The organism is Gracilibacillus ureilyticus (assembly GCF_900111195.1).
GTDB classification, from domain to species: Bacteria; Bacillota; Bacilli; order Bacillales; family Amphibacillaceae; genus Gracilibacillus; species Gracilibacillus ureilyticus.
This window is the reverse complement of record NZ_FOGL01000038.1, coordinates 1-1,750: the sequence shown is the minus strand read 5'-3', so window position 1 is coordinate 1,750 and position 1,750 is coordinate 1. Positions and strand designations below refer to the sequence as shown.

Annotated in this window: 1 protein-coding gene; it reads right to left on the bottom strand. The window is 39.8% G+C overall.

The features are described 5' to 3' along the window. Positions 1 to 156: 156 nt before the first annotated feature. A complete protein-coding gene (locus tag BMW36_RS20125) occupies positions 157 to 1,383 on the bottom strand; it encodes an IS110 family RNA-guided transposase (protein WP_089744477.1) in 1,227 nt (408 codons plus the stop codon). Positions 1,384 to 1,750 lie beyond the last annotated feature (367 nt).

The following is a 1,750-nucleotide window of genomic DNA, read 5'->3' as shown; positions in this document are numbered from 1 at the left end:
AGACTTGTGGTGATAAGTCAAGCAAAAAAATGATTAAAAAAAGATAATAATATTCATGTAAGGTTAAAAAAAGTCGCGCTGAACTAAACCCGCCCAATAAACAAACATTCGTTCGGGTTCATTAGAAAGGATTCATAAGCCTTATTTGCTTATGATTTACACGCTCCTTTCTGACGTGTAGAGTTGGCGGTTGCGTAGTAGCACATCCACCAAACGCACTAGTTTTCTCGCGGTCATAACGAGGGCTCTTTTATGTTTGTATTTCGGAACTTCTTTATATTTCTTTAGGTAAAATTCATGGTACACAGGTTCATTTCGTTTGACGGAGTTGGCAGCTTCAACTAAGTAATAACGAAGATACTGATTTCCTGTTTTTACTCTAGGTGTTCGTTCCGATTCAAAGTCACCAGATTGTGACCTTTTCCAATAGAGACCGGCGTATTTCGCCAGTTGTGCCTCCGTTTCAAAGCGTTCAATTTGGCCGATTTCAGCAATAATACCGGCCGCATAAACAGGTCCAATACCTGGCACACTTAAGAGACATTCTGCCTCTGGGAGAATTACGAATAAGGCCTTAATCCCCTTATCCAGTTCTTTGATCTGTTTCTTGAGTGTTTGAACCAGTCGGGCATAAGTGGCCAAGACCATGTCGACGGAGTGTTGCACGACCTTTCCAAGACGGTAGGAATCACGGATAGCTTTTTGAATGGTTTTGGCCAATTTTTCGGGATCACGAAAGCGTCCCTTGCCTTTCCCTTGAAGGAAAAAAGCTAATTCCTCTAATTCCATATTGGCAATGTCATCTAACGAAAGGGTGTCGACAAACAATTCCATCATGGCAGCCCCAAAAATGGAAGTATCTACATCATTTGAGAGCGTATTGCACTTGTAATAAAGGTTCTCAAGAAAATGTTGCTTACACTCTGTCATCTGCTGGATCACTTGATAACGTGAGCGTGTTAACCGTTGAAGCGCAACATACTTTTCTTCTTTAATAATCGTTTTATTGTATCGTCCAAATCGAAGGAAATCAGCAATGCGAAAAGCATCAATACGGTCTGTTTTGTCCTCTTCAAACAACCCTTTAAACCGATGAATGGCTTTAGGATTCTGAACCACTACTTCTACACCAATCCTTTGTAAGTCCTTATCATTGTCTAAAAGAGTAGAGGGATGAAAACTATAAACAGATGTAGATTCCATACCAACGACAATTTTTTCGTAATGGAACTGCCCGTTATACGTTAAAATGGCTTCTTTTATTTGGTTGGCACCATATAAGTCATTGGAAAGTGTTTCTTCTTTTAGACGCGTGTCTTCGCTGTCAAGGAAGCACACATCAAGATTTTTAGAGCTAACATCAATACCTACGAATAATTTCACGGAAAGGACCTCCTTTCATAAGATTTTGGAATAAGCTTGGATACTGCGGGATATCCCTAGAAACAATTGTCTAACAACAACCTCGCGTATGAGTATTCTTTGATGCGTCGCTAAAAGCTGCCCAAGTCTACTAATACTCGGTTTAGCGAAACACCGATACAGCTTGTGCGTTTGCAGTACAACAATTGTCTGGGTCACAGTCTTTAATCGTAGTCGAACTACAGGAGAGAACAGCATATTCCCAGTTGGATCCATTCCAATTCTATTATCTAAGGACATCACGCAGTATCCAAGCAAAAGGTATTCATGTAACTTTATTATTCAATTTTCTAAGAGCAATTTTATGTTCTTAAATACACTATACGAG